Here is a 14728-nt window from a genome sequence, read left to right as displayed (position 1 = left end):
CCGCTGCTAGACTGTCCAACGACATCGGTGCGTGCTGCGGTTCGCGGTGGCCGTGCCCTGATATCCATGATCGCGAACCCATTGATGGAGACATTTCGTGGCGCTGACAGCCGAGCAAAAAAAGGAGATTCTGCGCTCCTACGGCCTGCATGAGACCGATACCGGATCCCCGGAAGCACAGATCGCGTTGCTGACCAAACGCATCGCCGACCTCACCGAGCATCTCAAGGTGCACAAGCACGACCATCATTCGCGGCGAGGACTGCTGTTGCTGGTGGGCCGGCGGCGCCGGCTGATCAAGTACATTTCCCAGATCGATGTGGAGCGTTATCGTTCACTCATCGAGCGGCTGGGCCTGCGTCGCTGACCCGCGGCGTCGATGCGCGCCTGGCTCGCGGCCGCGACCACGGCCTTGTTCGTCGTGGCGACGGGGTGTTCGTCAGCGACCAACGTCGCCGAACTCAAGGTGGGGGACTGCGTCAAACTCGCCGGCACGCCCGACCGGCCGCAGGCCACTAAGGCGGAGTGCGGGAGCCCGGCGTCCAACTTCAAGGTCGTTGCCGTCGTGCAGGAGGACCACGCGGAATGCCCGGCGGACGTCGACTCCACCTATTCGATGCGCAATGCGTTCAACGGCTCAACCAACACCATTTGCCTGGACATCGATTGGGTGATTGGCGGTTGTATGAGCGTCGACCCTACCCACAACACCGACCCGTTCCGGGTGGACTGCGACGACGCCTCGGTGCCGCACCGGCAGCGGGCCACCCAGATCCTGAAAGACCTCGACTCTCCCGTCAGCGTCGACCAGTGCGCCAGCGGCGTGGGCTACGTCTACACTCAGCGACGGTTCGCGGTGTGCGTCGAGGATGTCACCGGCGGCCCGCGGAGCTGAGGCGGGGTAGCTCGGCAAAGCGAGTTCTACGCAAATGCCGCCGGTCGCCCGTGTAGAGTGAGAACGTTCTGGGCCGGTTCGGCCCAGCAAATGGTGCGGTACGCGCAGAACCGCGTGTGCCGTTCCAGCGAGTCACTATGCATATCCAAGGGAGCACCCCCGGCCTGTATCGGGCGGTCCTCGGTAGTGGCTGCCGGGCTCTCCGGATCTGGGGCAGGTCGGCCGCTTCGATCGATGGCCGTAGCCGCATTCAGACCTTTTCTCCTGGGAAGCTCTCGGGGTTCGGCGAACCCGCTGGATTGCGCGTGACGACGCGAAACAGCTCAATAATCCAGAGAGGCCGCACGGACGTCATGTCTGCCGCTGAAATTGACGAAGGCGTGTTCGAGACGACCGCCACCATCGACAACGGGAGCTTTGGCACCCGGACCATCCGCTTCGAGACCGGCCGATTGGCCTTGCAGGCCGCCGGCGCGGTGGTCGCCTACCTCGACGACGACAACATGCTGCTGTCGGCGACCACCGCCAGCAAGAACCCCAAAGAACACGTCGACTTCTTCCCCCTCACGGTCGACGTCGAGGAGCGCATGTATGCGGCCGGCCGCATCCCCGGTTCGTTCTTCCGTCGCGAGGGCCGACCCTCCACCGACGCGATCCTGACCTGCCGGCTCATCGACCGCCCGCTGCGCCCGTCGTTTGTCGACGGGCTGCGCAACGAGATCCAAATCGTGGTGACGATTCTCAGCCTGGATCCGGGCGATCTCTACGACGTATTGGCGATCAACGCGGCGTCGGCGTCCACCCAGCTGGGCGGTCTGCCGTTCTCCGGGCCCATCGGCGGTGTGCGGGTGGCGCTCATCGACGGCACCTGGGTCGGCTTCCCCACCGTCGACCAGATCGAGCGCGCCGTGTTCGACATGGTCGTGGCCGGCCGGATCGTCGAGGGTGATGTTGCCATCATGATGGTCGAAGCCGAGGCCACCGAAAACGTCGTCGAGCTCGTCGAAGGTGGTGCCCAAGCGCCGACGGAAAGCGTGGTGGCCGCGGGCCTGGAGGCGGCCAAGCCGTTTATCGCCGCGCTGTGCACCGCGCAGCAGGAGCTTGCCGATGCCGCTGGAAAGTCGGGCAAACCGACCGTCGACTTCCCGGTGTTCCCTGACTACGGCGAAGACGTGTACTACTCGGTGTCCTCGGTGGCCACCGACGAGTTGGCCGCCGCGTTGACCATCGGCGGTAAAGCCGAGCGCGACCAGCGCATCGACGAAATCAAGACCCAGGTTGTGCAGCGGCTCGCCGACACCTACGAGGGTCGCGAAAAGGAGGTCGGCGCCGCGTTGCGTGCCCTGACCAAAAAGCTGGTTCGGCAGCGCATCCTCACCGACCATTTCCGTATCGACGGCCGCGGCATCACCGACATTCGCGCATTGTCGGCCGAGGTGGCCGTGGTTCCGCGCGCGCACGGCAGCGCGCTGTTCGAACGCGGCGAAACCCAGATCCTGGGTGTGACCACACTCGACATGATCAAGATGGCCCAGCAGATCGACTCGTTGGGGCCGGAGACATCGAAGCGGTACATGCACCACTACAACTTCCCGCCGTTCTCCACCGGCGAGACCGGTCGGGTCGGTTCGCCCAAGCGGCGTGAGATCGGGCACGGCGCACTGGCCGAGCGGGCCCTGGTGCCGGTGTTGCCGAGCGTCGAGGAATTCCCGTATGCCATTCGCCAGGTGTCGGAGGCTCTGGGCTCCAACGGGTCGACCTCGATGGGGTCGGTGTGCGCGTCGACGCTGGCGCTGCTCAACGCCGGGGTGCCGCTCAAGGCGCCGGTGGCCGGCATCGCGATGGGCCTGGTCTCCGACGACATTCAAGTAGAAGGGGCGGTCGACGGCGTTGTGGAGCGTCGCTTCGTCACCCTCACCGACATCCTCGGCGCCGAAGACGCGTTCGGTGACATGGACTTCAAGGTCGCCGGGACCAAGGACTTCGTCACCGCGCTGCAGCTGGACACCAAGCTCGACGGGATCCCTTCGCAGGTGCTTGCCGGAGCACTCGAGCAGGCCAAGGACGCCCGCCTCACGATCTTGGAGGTGATGGCTGAGGCCATCGATAGACCCGACGAAATGAGTCCCTACGCCCCGCGGGTGACCACCATCAAGGTTCCGGTGGACAAGATCGGGGAGGTCATCGGACCCAAGGGCAAGGTCATCAACGCCATCACCGAGGAGACCGGCGCGCAGATCTCCATCGAAGACGACGGCACCGTGTTCGTCGGCGCCACCGACGGGCCATCGGCACAGGCCGCGATCGACAAGATCAACGCCATCGCCAACCCGCAGCTGCCGACGGTGGGCGAACGGTTCCTCGGAACCGTGGTCAAGACCACCGATTTCGGTGCCTTTGTATCGTTGCTGCCTGGCCGCGACGGTCTGGTGCACATTTCCAAACTCGGCAAGGGCAAGCGCATCGCGAAGGTCGAGGACGTTGTCAATGTCGGTGACAAGCTGCGGGTGGAGATCGCCGACATCGACAAACGGGGCAAGATCTCCCTGATCCTGGTCGCCGACGAGGACAGCACCGCCGCCGCTACCGATGCCGCGACGGTCACCAGCTGACCCCGCGGCGGCGCTGGCGCCGCGGCGCACCACCCTGCCGGGCGGGCTGCGAGTGGTCACCGAATTCCTGCCCGCGGTGCACTCCGCGTCGGTCGGGGTGTGGGTCGGCGTCGGATCGCGCGACGAAGGCGCCACGGTGGCCGGGGCGGCGCACTTCCTTGAGCATTTGCTGTTCAAGTCGACGCCCACCCGCTCTGCCGTGGACATTGCGCAGGCGATGGACGCGGTGGGCGGGGAACTGAACGCATTCACCGCCAAGGAGCACACCTGCTACTACGCCCACGTGCTCGGCAGCGACTTGCCGTTGGCCGTCGACCTGGTCGCCGATGTGGTGCTCAACGGCCGCTGTGCCGCCGACGATGTCGAGGTGGAACGTGACGTCGTCCTCGAGGAGATCGCGATGCGCGACGACGACCCCGAGGACGCCTTGGCGGACATGTTCCTGGCGGCGTTGTTCGGCGACCACCCGGTCGGTCGCCCGGTGATCGGCAGCGCGCAATCCGTGTCGGTGATGACGCGGGCTCAACTGCAATCGTTTCACCTGCGGCGCTATACCCCGGAGCGGATGGTCGTCGCGGCCGCCGGCAATGTGGATCACGACGGGCTGGTTGCGTTGGTCCGCGAGCACTTCGGGTCCCGGTTGGTCCGGGGGAGACGGCCAGTTGCGCCGCGCAAGGGTACCGGCCGGGTCAACGGCAGCCCCCGGTTGACACTGGTTAGCCGCGACGCCGAACAGACGCATGTGTCGCTGGGCATCCGCACACCCGGGCGCGGCTGGGAGCATCGTTGGGCACTGTCGGTGCTGCACACCGCGCTGGGCGGTGGCTTGAGTTCCCGGCTGTTCCAGGAGGTCCGCGAGACCCGCGGGCTGGCCTACTCGGTCTACTCCGCGCTGGATCTCTTCGCCGACAGCGGCGCGCTTTCGGTGTACGCGGCCTGCCTGCCCGAACGCTTCGCCGACGTGATGCGGGTGACCGCCGATGTGCTGGAAAGCGTGGCACGCGACGGCATCACCGAGGCGGAATGCGGCATCGCCAAGGGATCGCTGCGGGGTGGGCTGGTGCTAGGGCTGGAGGATTCCAGCTCCCGGATGAGCCGGCTCGGCCGCAGCGAGTTGAACTACGGCAAGCACCGCAGCATCGAACACACCTTGCGGCAAATCGAGCAGGTCACCGTGGAGGAGGTCAACGCGGTGGCCCGCCACCTGCTGAGCAGGCGCTACGGTGCTGCCGTTCTTGGCCCACACGGATCGAAACGATCACTGCCGCAACAACTTCGAGCGATGGTAGGGTAGCTCAAATGTCCGCTTCCTCACTCGCGCCGTGCCGGCGCTCGCCGTCGGCGAATTAGCCCGATGGTGTTGGGCTTCTGGGACATCGCGGTGCCGATCGTCGGCGCCCCGATGGCCGGCGGCCCGAGCACCCCGGCGTTGGCCGCGGCGGTGTCCAACGCTGGCGGGCTTGGTTTCGTCGCCGGCGGCTATCTGAGCGCGGACCGGCTCGCCGACGATATCGCCGCTGCGCGCGCCGCCACTACCGGTCCTATCGGAGCCAATCTGTTTGTGCCCCAACCCAGCGTCGCCGACTGGGCGCAGCTGGAGTATTACGCGGACGAGCTCGAAGAGGTCGCCGAGTACTACCACACCGAGGTGGGCCAGCCCGTCTATGGTGACGACGACGACTGGGTGCGCAAACTCGAGGTGGTAGCCGATGTCCGTCCGGAGGTGGTGTCGTTCACCTTCGGCGCGCCGCCGCCGGATGTCGTGCAGCGGTTGAGCGCGCTGGGACTGTTGGTCTCGATCACCGTGACGTCGGTCTACGAGGCCGGTGTGGCCATTGCCGCGGGCGCGGACAGCCTGGTGGTCCAGGGCCCGGCTGCCGGCGGGCACCGCGGAACGTTCGCGCCGGACATGGAACCCGGTACGGAGTCGCTGCACCAACTCCTCGATCGGATTGGCAGCGCCCATGATGTGCCGCTGGTTGCAGCCGGTGGCCTGGGCACGGCTGAGGACGTGGCCGCCGTGCTGCGCCGCGGAGCGATCGCCGCGCAGGTTGGTACCGCATTGCTGCTGGCCGACGAAGCCGGTACCAATGCCGCACACCGTGCCGCGCTGAAGAATCCAGAGTTCGATGCCACCCTGGTCACTCGGGCGTTCTCGGGTAGGTATGCGCGCGGTCTGGCCAACAACTTCACTCGCCTGCTCGACCACGTGGCGCCGCTGGGTTATCCGGAGGTCCACCAGATGACGAAGCCGATACGGGCGGCGGCGGTGCAGGCGGACGACCCGCACGGAACAAACCTTTGGGCGGGATCGGCGCACCGGAAGACCCGGCCGGGACCCGCGGCCGACATCATCGCTTCCCTTACTCCCGACGTGTGCTCGGCGTAACGAGCGGCCGAGAGTCAGGCCAGCACGCTGGCGGGCTCGGTGAACGGCACCCCCAGGTCGGTGGCCACCCGTTCGGACAGTAACGCCCCTTCGTGCGTCGAAAGACCTTTGGCTAGTGCCGGATTCGACCGGCACGCCGCCCGCCAGCCATGGTCGGCAAGCTCGAGCACATACGGCATCGTCGCGTTGGTCAGCGCGTAGGTCGACGTCTTCGGCACCGAGGCGGGCATGTTCGCCACGCAGTAAAACAGCGTGTCGTGCACGGCGAACGTCGGGTGGTCGTAGGTGGTCGGTCGTGAGCCTTCGAAACAGCCGCCCTGGTCGATGGCTATATCCACCAGTACCGCACCTGGTTTCATATGCGCGACAAGTGAATTCGAGACTAATTTGGGTGCCTTGGCGCCTGGCACCAGGACGGCCCCAATCACCAGGTCGGCACGTTTGACGGCACCCTCGAGCTCGTAGGCCGATGAGTAGCGAGTGTGGATCCGGCCGCAGAACTCGGCGTCGAGTTGCCGAAGTTTGTCGATGTTGATGTCTAGAACCGTAACGGTCGCGCCCATGCCGTTGGCGATGCGGGCTGCGTTGTAGCCGGCGGTGCCGGCGCCGATCACCACGACGTCGGCCGGTTCGACGCCGGGCACCCCGCCCATCAGCACACCGCGGCCCCCTTGGGTTCGCATCAGGTGGTAAGCGCCAACCTGGGCGGCGAGTCGACCGGCGACTTCGCTCATCGGGGCAAGCAGGGGTAGTGCGCCGTCGGCGGTCTGGACGGTCTCGTAGGCAATTGACGTGGTGCCGGAATCCAACAACGCATCGGTGCAAGCACGTGACGCGGCCAAATGCAAGAACGTGAACAAGATCTGCCCGTGTCGCAGGCGGCCGTATTCCGCCGCTATCGGTTCTTTGACCTTGAGCAATAAATCAGCGTCGGCCCACACCTGGTCGGCGGTGCCGACCAGTTGCGCGCCTGCCGCCTTGAAATCCGCGTCGGTGATAGCCGAGCCCTCTCCGGCACCTGCCTGGATGAGCACCTCATGGCCACGACGGGTTAGTTCCGCGACGCCGGCCGGGGTGATGGCCACCCGGAATTCGTTGTTTTTGGTCTCGGTCGGAATACCGACGCGCATGATTACCCCTCTCGATACTGTACGCTTCAGTGTGAAGAAAGTTCGATTAATCTGCAAGATTGCTGATGATAATTCTTTTTCGAGGCCATATGCGTGATAATTCAACGGAACACAAGACTCGCCGGGCTGCCTCGTCGAAGGATGTTCGACCCGCTGAACTTGATGAGGTGGACCGCAGAATCCTGAGCTTGCTGCATGGCGATGCCAGAATGCCCAACAACGCGTTAGCGGACACTGTCGGGATAGCGCCGTCGACGTGTCACGGCCGGGTTCGGCGGTTGGTGGACCTCGGCGTGATCCGGGGGTTCTACACCGACATCGACCCGGTCGCGGTGGGTTTGCCGTTGCAGGCGATGATCTCGGTCAACTTGCAGTCGTCCGCTCGCGGGAAAATCCGCAGCTTCATCCAGCAGATCCGCCGCAAACGGCAGGTGATGGATGTCTACTTTCTGGCCGGCGCCGACGATTTCATCTTGCACGTCGCCGCTCGCGACACCGAGGACCTGCGTTCGTTCGTGGTCGAAAACCTCAATGCCGACGCCGACGTCGCAGGTACCCGGACGTCCCTGATCTTCGAGCATCTGCGCGGGGCGGCGCCCATCTAGAGCGGCCCGCCCAGCGGGCTATGATCGCGGGATGCCAGACCCTGATGGGCCTTCTGTGACGGTCACCGTTGAGATCGACGCCAATCCCGACCTGGTATACGGGCTGATCACTGATCTGCCGACACTGGCCTCGCTGGCCGAGGAAGTGGTGGCGATGCAGTTGCGCAAAGGCGACGATGTTCGCAAGGGAGCGGTGTTTGTCGGTCGCAACGAAAACGGTGGACGGCGCTGGACCACGACGTGCACCGTTACCGACGCCGATCCCGGTCGGGTTTTCGCTTTCGATGTACGGTCCGGCATTATTCCGATTTCACGCTGGCAATATGGCATCGTCGCTACCGAACACGGCTGTCGGGTTACGGAGAGCACCTGGGACCGGCGGCCCAGCTGGTTCCGCGCAGTTGCCCGGATGGCCACCGGCGTCAAGGATCGGGCGAGCGTAAACACCGAGCACATTCGACGCACCCTGCAGCGTCTCAAGGACCGAGCTGAGGCCGGGTAGCGAAAGTGCTGGCGGGACACTGATGGCGAGTCGCGTGCCGTAGCAAGTGCGTTGCTGCGCAATGGCATTACTGATGCCACCAGTTGCGAGTAGGCCGACGAGGGCGAGGCGACGAATTCGACACGGTGAAGCCGACATCGTCGGCTGCCGAGGCGCGGTGAACGTCGAGGTGCATTCGGCGCCAGGCTGGCGAGCAGGTTCTTCACCCCTCGGGTACGCGCAACTATACTTGCCAACACGTGATGTCTACTGGGGCGACATGTCGGGCATTTATGTAAACGCCGTGGCTACGTTTTCTGAGGGGGCAGCAATGGTCAGCGTCGATGACCGGGCGACGGGTCCGCACTCGTCAGAGTCGCGCGCCGCCGACCACGAACGTCTCGTCCTCGAGCCGCGAGATGTCGAATTCGACTGGACAAACCTGCCATTTCACTATGTGCCCAACGAGCCGATGGCCACCCACGTTCTCAACGTTCTGCATATGCTGCTGCCGGCCGGCGAGGAGTTCTTCGTCAGGGTCTTCAAGAAGACGCTGCCGCTGATCAAGGACGATCAACTGAGGCTGGACGTGCAAGGATTCATCGGTCAGGAGGGCGATGCATTCCCAGGCGCACTCCGGCGTGGTTGACCACTTCGATGCCCAGGGTGTCGACGTGACAGCGTTTACCAACCAGATCAGGTGGCTGTTCGAAAAGCTGCTGGGGGAGAGTCCTCGGCGGAGCCCGCGACGACAGTACAGCTGGTTGCTAGAGCAGGTTTCGTTCATCGCGGCAATTGAGCACTACACCGCCGTCATGGGCGAGTGGATCCTGAATTCCCCGCAGCTCGATGCCGTCGGTGCAGACCCCGTGATGCTGGACATGCTGCGGTGGCACGGTGCAGAAGAAGTCGAGCACAAAGCCGTGGCCTTCGACACCATGAAGCACTTGCGCGCCGGTTACTGGCGGCAGGTGCGTGCCCAGCTGACCGTTACCCCGGTGATGTTGCTGCTGTGGATTCGCGGAGTGCGGTTCATGTATTCGGTGGATCCGTACCTGCCACCGGGGACAAAGCCGCGCTGGCGGGACTATTTCAAGGCCGCACGCCGTGGTTTGGTGCCCGGGCTGCCGCGGCTGCTTCGGGTCGTGGGGCACTACTACAAGCCGGGTTTTCACCCGTCCCAGCTGGGCGGGCTGGGGGCGGCCGTGGACTACCTGGCCGTCTCGCCCGCCGCGCGAGCGTCGCACTGATCGGTGACGATCCGTAGGAATGGCGGAGCGCACCGTGCCAGAGACCAGCTGGGCCAGTAGGCCCGCCGACCTTTACGGTCGCCGCAGCCGGGACCGCTTCTTCACAGCGCTGTGGGGTGTACGAGCGTTATTGGGAGGATTGGGCGCGGCCTCGCGGTGGGAACCGTCGCGGGTGCAGCCGGTGCGGCGCACGAATCCCGCGGTGGTTACCAAGCGCGAGCTGGTCGCTCCCGACGTGGTGGCGTTGACGTTGGCTGACCCCGGTGGCGGATTGCTCCCGGCCTGGTCGCCCGGTGGGCACATCGACGTGCAGCTGCCCTCGGGGCGGCGCCGACAGTACTCGTTGTGCGGTGTGCCCGGACGGCGTACGGACTACCGGATCGCCATTCGCAGAATCGCGGACGGCGGCGGCGGTTCGATCGAGATGCACGAGGCCTTCGACGTAGGTGACACGTGCGAGTTCGAAGGTCCCCGCAACGCCTTCCATCTCGGTCTGGCCGAGCGTGACGTGCTTTTCGTGATCGGCGGTATCGGGGTGACGCCCATCCTGCCGATGATCCGGGCCGCCGAACAGCGCGGAATCGACTGGCGCGCAATCTATGCCGGTCGCGGTCGGGAGTACATGCCGTTCCTGGACGAGGTAGTGGCGGTGGCACCCGGCCGGGTCACGGTGTGGGCCGACGACGAGCACGGTCGTTTTGCGTCTGTCGATGAACTGTTGGCCGGCGCAGGGCCGACGACGGCCGTTTACGTGTGCGGGCCGCCCGGGATGTTAGAAGCGGTGCGCGTGGCCCGCAATCAACACGCCGACGCGCCGCTGCATTACGAGCGATTCAGCCCGCCGCCGGTTGTCGACGGAGTTCCGTTCGAGCTGGAGCTCGCACGGTCGAGGCGAGTGCTCCGAGTTCCGGCGAACCGGTCGGCGCTGGACGTCATGCTCGACTGGGACCCGACGACGGCATACTCCTGCCAGCAGGGCTTCTGCGGGACCTGCAAGGTGAGAGTCCTTGCCGGGCAGGTCGACCGCCGCGGCCGCATCATCGAAGGCGATAACGAGATGCTGGTCTGTGTGTCGCGGGCCGTGAGCGGTCGGGTGGTTATCGACGCCTGATGCTTACCCGGGCGGGGCGGATCGATAAAGCCGGTAGCCCACATGGGGCACGTTCACACCTGACAGTGGTTTCCACGTGAAAGTGCGGCCGTCAATGTGAAAGTCCTTCTTCTCGTAGAAGCCGCGTGCCTTGCTGTTCTTCTCGGCGCACCACAAAATCATGTCGGCTGACGGATGTGAGTGCAGGGCCCTGTTGAGGAGGCGCCCGCCAATGCCGTGACGTTGACTGTTCTCGGCTACATACAAAGCGTCGATTTGAATGCGATCAGGATGAGCAATGTCGGGCCCGAACATCGTCATACCTATTGGCTGACCGCCAGACTCGGCGATCCACATACTCCAGCCGCCGCGTTTCAGGCTTTGCGGGTAAGACTCCTCGACCCACAGCTTCGGCGAACCGATCATGTCGAGTAGGTACGGGTCGAGGATTCCGGTCCAGGATTGTCGCCAAACCGGATAGTGCATCGCCGCCACCTTCGGGAAATCGATCGGTTTGGCTGCACGAATCCTGATATTGCTGGGTTTCACATGAGCACCTTCGCTGCTGACGCCTCGGATCATTAAAGCCTAGATAGGTCGTGGGCGCAGTCGCGGCGGTCAGCGCGTAGTTGTTTGGTGTGGGCACCGCGGTCGAGGTGGGGTGGCGGGATCCCTGCGGTTTGGCCGTTGGGGAGCTTCGTTGTGCACCAGCCGTTTCCGACCAACCTGTGGTGGGATGTGCCGGTTGCCCACTGGTCGATATGGTGGACTTCGCACCGGTCACCGGGTGCGTGGCAGTTGGGTCGACCATGGGTGCGGTGCCCGCGTTGCTGCGGGTCCGTTTCCCGTGGCCGCCCTTCGAACCGGACGTGCGACTTTCACCGTATCTGGCTCTTCACGGAATCTGCCGATGGGGTGGTTCAGACAGCTGCGACAGAACTACCGTGCAGGTCTTTCACCTCCACTCGATCAACAAGCGCCTCACGGCGCACGCCGGGTTTGGTGCAGCCGCGGTCGTTGGCCTCGAGGACGGCCCGGTCTAGGGTGAAGGCCATGCGGGTAGGCGTCCTTGGAGCCAAAGGCAAGGTCGGAGCGACGATGGTGCGGGCGGTGGCGGCCGCCGACGACCTGACCCTATCCGCCGAGCTGGATGCCGGCGATCCGCTGAGCCTGCTAACGGACGGTAACACCGAGGTCGTCATCGACTTCACCCACCCGGACGTGGTGATGGGCAATCTGGAGTTCCTCATCGACAACGGAATTCACGCCGTGGTCGGTACCACGGGGTTCACCGCCGAGCGGTTTCAACAAGTCGAATCGTGGCTCGTCGCAAAACCCAACACATCGGTGTTGATAGCGCCAAACTTCGCGATCGGAGCGGTGCTGTCCATGCATTTCGCCAAGCAGGCCGCACGGTTTTTCGACTCGGCCGAGGTCATTGAGCTGCATCATCCGCACAAGGCTGACGCGCCGTCAGGCACGGCCGCGCGTACCGCGAAGCTGATCGCCGAGGCCCGAAAAGGCTTGCCGCCCAATCCCGATGCCACCAGTACCAGCCTGCCGGGCGCGCGTGGTGCCGACGTCGACGGCATACCGGTGCACGCGGTGCGGCTGGCCGGACTGGTCGCCCACCAGGAGGTGCTGTTCGGGACCGAGGGGGAGACTCTGACCATCCGCCACGATAGCCTCGATCGCACATCGTTTGTGCCCGGTGTGCTGTTGGCGGTGCGCCGCATCGCCGAACGCCCTGGTCTCACCGTAGGTCTTGAGCCCCTACTCGATCTGCACTGACCGACACTGTGATGACCAGGCGCACCCTGTATGTCCAGTTGATAATCGCGTTCATGTGCGTGGCGATGGTGGCGTACCTGGTTATGCTCGGGCGTGTCGCCGTCGCAATGATCGGTTCGGGCCGCGCCGCGGCTGCCGGGCTGGGGCTGGCGCTGCTGATCCTGCCGGTCATTGGGCTGTGGGCCATGATTGCCACGCTGCGGGCCGGATTCGCGTATCAGCGGCTGGCCCGTCTGATCGCCGAAGACGGACTGGACATCGACGCCAGCGCGCTGCCCCGCCGGGCTTCTGGCCGCATTCAGCGAGACGCGGCCGATGCGTTGTTCGCTGCCGTGCGCACCGAGCTCGAAGACGACGCCGACGACTGGCGCCGCTGGTACCGACTGGCGCGCGCCTACGACTACGCGGGGGATCGGCGCCGCGCGCGGGAAGCGATGAAGACGGCCCTACAGCTAGAGGGGCGCGCTAGGCCGGGGGCCAGATGACCACGTTGCCGGCCTTGGGCTACCTGTCCGGAGCGCTTCTGCACGCTTTGGTCGATTACCCCACTTTTAGTGACAGGGTCCTGCGGTGCGGCGCTTGCTGATCGTGCACCACACGCCGTCTCCGCACATGCAGGAGATGTTTGAGGCGGTGGTGTCCGGCGCGACCGATCCCGAGATTGAGGGCGTCGAGGTGGTGAGACGACCCGCCCTGACGGTTTCGCCGATCGAGATGCTGGAGGCTGACGGCTATCTGCTGGGTACCCCAGCCAATCTGGGGTACATCAGTGGTGCTCTCAAGCATGCCTTCGATGTCTGCTATTACCCCTGCCTGGACACCACCCGTGGGCGTTCGTTCGGCGCGTACATTCACGGCAACGAGGGCACCGAGGGAGCCGAGCGAGCCGTCGACGCCATCACAACCGGCCTGGGTTGGGTGCAAGCCGCTGAGACTGTAGTGGTGATGGGCAAGCCGAGCAAGGCCGATATCGAGGCGTGCTGGAACCTCGGAGCAACCGTCGCTGCGCAGTTAATGGGATGATTTGGGCGCCATCGACGCCGTGGCGAGCGTGGTGCCTACGCTGGCGCTGACCTTGATGGAATAATGGCTGCCTCAGACGGAGCACCGGCCACCACTGCACTCGACCAGAAACGGAACGCCTCAGTGGATTTTGGAGCTCTACCTCCGGAGGTCAATTCTGCGCGCATGTATGGCGGCGCGGGCGCGGCAGACCTGCTGGCGGCTGCGGCTGCGTGGAACGGCATAGCTGTCGAGGTGAGCACAGCTGCGTCCTCCGTCGGGTCGGTCATCACGCGGCTGAGCACCGAGCACTGGATGGTTCCCGCATCGTTGTCGATGGCCGCCGCGGTGCAGCCCTATTTGGTCTGGTTGACCTGCACCGCTGAATCCTCGGCGCTCGCGGCGGCACAGGCCATGGCGTCTGCGGCCGCCTTTGAAACGGCGTTTGCGCTGACAGTGCCCCCGGCCGAGGTGGTTGCCAACAGAGCCCTGTTGGCTGAACTGACAGCGACCAACATCCTTGGGCAAAACGTGTCGGCCATCGCGGCTACCGAGGCACGCTATGGCGAAATGTGGGCCCAAGACGCTTCGGCCATGTACGGCTATGCGGCCGCATCCGCGGTCGCCGCAAGACTGAACCCGCTGACCAGGCCGTCGCACATCACCAATCCGGCCGGGCTCGCACACCAAGCCGCCGCTGTTGGCCAAGCCGGCGCATCCGCTTCCGCGCGCCAGGTGGGTCTGAGCCACCTGATCAGCGACGTCGCCGACGCTGTCCTGAGCTTCGCCTCCCCGGTGATGTCCGCGGCCGATACCGGGTTGGAGGCGGTCAGGCAGTTCCTCAATCTCGATGTTCCGCTGTTCGTAGAATCCGCGTTTCACGGCCTGGGTGGCGTGGCAGACTTTGCCACGGCCGCCATTGGCAATATGACGCTTCTTGCCGATGCTATGGGAACCGTTGGCGGAGCCGCTCCAGGTGGCGGCGCGGCAGCCGCGGTGGCACACGCGGTTGCCCCAGCGGGCGTCGGCGGAACAGCGCTGACCGCCGATTTGGGCAATGCGTCCGTGGTTGGTCGCCTGTCGGTGCCGGCAAGCTGGTCTACTGCAGCGCCGGCGACGGCAGCCGGCGCGGCCTTGGATGGCACAGGCTGGGCAGTTCCCGAGGAGGACGGCCCGATCGCAGTGATGCCGCCTGCCCCTGGAATGGTCGTAGCCGCCAACAGTGTTGGTGCCGACTCCGGACCACGGTACGGAGTCAAGCCGATTGTTATGCCCAAGCACGGCCTCTTCTGATCTGGAGACACCGAGACAAGCGCACGCGGCCGACCAGCGCGCCGCCGCGGCCACATTGCGCTAACCCTCCCGCGGCGCGTGTTTCATTTCGCTGCTGCGGCGAGCGGTCAGGTGCCACGCTCAAAAGGATCGTGTTAAGACTGCCGGTGCCGGCGTAAATAAGCCGTAAATGAATTCTGCGCTTGCGCCT

At 65.1% G+C, this 14728-nt stretch carries 15 protein-coding genes and 1 pseudogene; 14 read left to right on the top strand and 2 right to left on the bottom strand.

Going from position 1 to position 14728, the window contains the following annotated elements; all coding sequences use genetic code 11:
* The first annotated feature begins 97 nt into the window (after window positions 1-97).
* The 5 genes from rpsO (at window position 98) to FF952_RS14695 (ending at window position 5896) form a co-directional block, all read left to right on the top strand.
* Window positions 98-367 carry a 30S ribosomal protein S15 gene (gene rpsO, locus FF952_RS14715; protein WP_003414128.1) on the top strand — a complete coding sequence of 90 codons (270 nt, stop codon included), beginning with the start codon at window positions 98-100 and terminating at the stop codon, window positions 365-367.
* Window positions 368-379: 12 nt separating this feature from the next.
* Window positions 380-895, top strand: coding sequence for an LppU family putative lipoprotein (gene lppU / locus FF952_RS14710; RefSeq protein ID WP_003899480.1), 516 nt, complete (start codon window positions 380-382; stop codon window positions 893-895).
* A gap of 353 nt (window positions 896-1248) precedes the next feature.
* Window positions 1249-3507: a polyribonucleotide nucleotidyltransferase gene (locus FF952_RS14705; RefSeq protein WP_031653914.1), complete on the top strand. Its 2259-nt coding sequence runs from the start codon at window positions 1249-1251 to the stop codon at window positions 3505-3507.
* Complete coding sequence (locus tag FF952_RS14700; RefSeq protein ID WP_003414119.1) at window positions 3485-4801, top strand: M16 family metallopeptidase; 1317 nt, start codon at window positions 3485-3487, stop codon at window positions 4799-4801. The genes FF952_RS14705 and FF952_RS14700 overlap by 23 nt, the downstream gene beginning before the upstream one ends.
* A gap of 60 nt (window positions 4802-4861) precedes the next feature.
* Window positions 4862-5896 carry a nitronate monooxygenase gene (locus tag FF952_RS14695; protein ID WP_003899478.1) on the top strand — a complete coding sequence of 345 codons (1035 nt, stop codon included), beginning with the start codon at window positions 4862-4864 and terminating at the stop codon, window positions 5894-5896.
* A 14-nt stretch (window positions 5897-5910) separates the two neighbouring features.
* On the opposite strand, the gene ald is transcribed toward FF952_RS14695, so the two are convergent.
* Window positions 5911-7026 (bottom strand): alanine dehydrogenase, encoded by a 1116-nt coding sequence (gene ald, locus FF952_RS14690; protein ID WP_003899477.1) that lies wholly within the window; start codon window positions 7024-7026, stop codon window positions 5911-5913.
* 65 nt (window positions 7027-7091) lie between these two features.
* Here ald and aldR point away from each other — a divergent pair, with 65 nt between their 5' ends.
* From aldR to FF952_RS14670, 4 genes and pseudogenes are all read left to right on the top strand, one after another.
* Complete coding sequence (gene aldR / locus FF952_RS14685) at window positions 7092-7631, top strand: HTH-type transcriptional regulator AldR (protein WP_003904039.1); 540 nt, start codon at window positions 7092-7094, stop codon at window positions 7629-7631.
* 31 nt (window positions 7632-7662) lie between these two features.
* Window positions 7663-8133, top strand: coding sequence for an SRPBCC family protein (locus FF952_RS14680; protein WP_003899475.1), 471 nt, complete (start codon window positions 7663-7665; stop codon window positions 8131-8133).
* 157 nt (window positions 8134-8290) lie between these two features.
* Window positions 8291-9362, top strand: a pseudogene (locus tag FF952_RS14675) (metal-dependent hydrolase).
* Window positions 9363-9381: 19 nt separating this feature from the next.
* Window positions 9382-10473: a PDR/VanB family oxidoreductase gene (locus FF952_RS14670; RefSeq protein ID WP_003900572.1), complete on the top strand. Its 1092-nt coding sequence runs from the start codon at window positions 9382-9384 to the stop codon at window positions 10471-10473.
* Between the two features lie 3 nt (window positions 10474-10476).
* Here the strand turns inward: FF952_RS14670 and FF952_RS14665 are convergent, their stop codons facing one another.
* The gene (locus tag FF952_RS14665) at window positions 10477-11034 is read right to left on the bottom strand and encodes a GNAT family N-acetyltransferase (protein ID WP_003899472.1); all 558 of its coding nucleotides are present in this window, start codon (window positions 11032-11034) and stop codon (window positions 10477-10479) included.
* Between the two features lie 56 nt (window positions 11035-11090).
* On the opposite strand from FF952_RS14665, the gene FF952_RS14660 reads away from it, so the two are divergent.
* The 5 genes from FF952_RS14660 to FF952_RS14640 all read left to right on the top strand — a co-directional run bounded on the left by FF952_RS14660 (window position 11091) and on the right by FF952_RS14640 (window position 14538).
* Window positions 11091-11495: a hypothetical protein gene (locus FF952_RS14660; RefSeq protein WP_003900570.1), complete on the top strand. Its 405-nt coding sequence runs from the start codon at window positions 11091-11093 to the stop codon at window positions 11493-11495.
* A gap of 10 nt (window positions 11496-11505) precedes the next feature.
* Entirely contained in the window at window positions 11506-12243 is a 738-nt protein-coding gene (gene dapB / locus FF952_RS14655) for a 4-hydroxy-tetrahydrodipicolinate reductase (RefSeq protein WP_003414099.1), read from the top strand.
* Between the two features lie 11 nt (window positions 12244-12254).
* Complete coding sequence (locus tag FF952_RS14650; protein ID WP_003414097.1) at window positions 12255-12728, top strand: hypothetical protein; 474 nt, start codon at window positions 12255-12257, stop codon at window positions 12726-12728.
* An 85-nt stretch (window positions 12729-12813) separates the two neighbouring features.
* Entirely contained in the window at window positions 12814-13266 is a 453-nt protein-coding gene (locus FF952_RS14645) for a flavodoxin family protein (protein WP_003414091.1), read from the top strand.
* Between the two features lie 123 nt (window positions 13267-13389).
* Window positions 13390-14538 carry a PPE family protein gene (locus tag FF952_RS14640; protein WP_003904034.1) on the top strand — a complete coding sequence of 383 codons (1149 nt, stop codon included), beginning with the start codon at window positions 13390-13392 and terminating at the stop codon, window positions 14536-14538.
* Window positions 14539-14728 lie beyond the last annotated feature (190 nt).

Origin of the sequence: Mycobacterium tuberculosis complex sp. N0072 (assembly GCF_030323725.1) — a bacterium.
In the GTDB taxonomy this organism is placed as follows: domain Bacteria; phylum Actinomycetota; class Actinomycetes; order Mycobacteriales; family Mycobacteriaceae; genus Mycobacterium; species Mycobacterium tuberculosis.
The sequence above is the reverse complement of the archived record's forward strand: the minus strand, read 5'-3'. Positions and strand labels throughout refer to the sequence as shown.